Genomic DNA, 469 nt, shown 5'->3' on the forward strand with positions numbered 1-469 from the left:
GATCCGGGAGAACCGCATCCTGCGGTACGATCCGAAGTCCGATGCGATCGAGGTCTGGCGCAACGGCACCAATCGCACCAACGGCCTCGCGTACGACGAGAACGGCAGGCTCTTCGGCTGCTGCTCGGGCGGACGCGCGATCGTGCGCTTCGATCCCGACGGGAAAAACGTCGTCGTCGCAGATCGCCTCGACGGCAAGCGGCTCAACACGCCCAACGATCTCGCCGTCGATCGCAAGGGGCGCATCTGGTTCACGAATCCGGTGAACGAAGGCAACTGGGACAAGACCGAGGTGAGCGATCTCGATCATCGCTCGGTGCTGCGCGCCGATCCTCAGTCCGACGGAAAGTACAGCGTCACGCGAGTGACCTTCGATACGACGCAGCCGAACGGCATTCTCGTCTCACGCGACCAGCGCACGCTCTACGTGGCGGAAAGCGGTTCGGAGAAAGGCATACCGCGCCAACTG

1 protein-coding gene is annotated in these 469 nt (G+C 63.3%); it reads left to right on the plus strand.

Annotated features, from left to right (window positions below):
* Window positions 1–469, plus strand: a 469-nt coding sequence (locus I6F37_RS38965; RefSeq protein ID WP_225154218.1) for an SMP-30/gluconolactonase/LRE family protein, incomplete at both ends; no start/stop codon positions are given.

The sequence above is a fragment of the Bradyrhizobium sp. NBAIM08 genome, assembly GCF_020193935.1.
GTDB classification, from domain to species: domain Bacteria; phylum Pseudomonadota; class Alphaproteobacteria; order Rhizobiales; family Xanthobacteraceae; genus Bradyrhizobium; species Bradyrhizobium yuanmingense.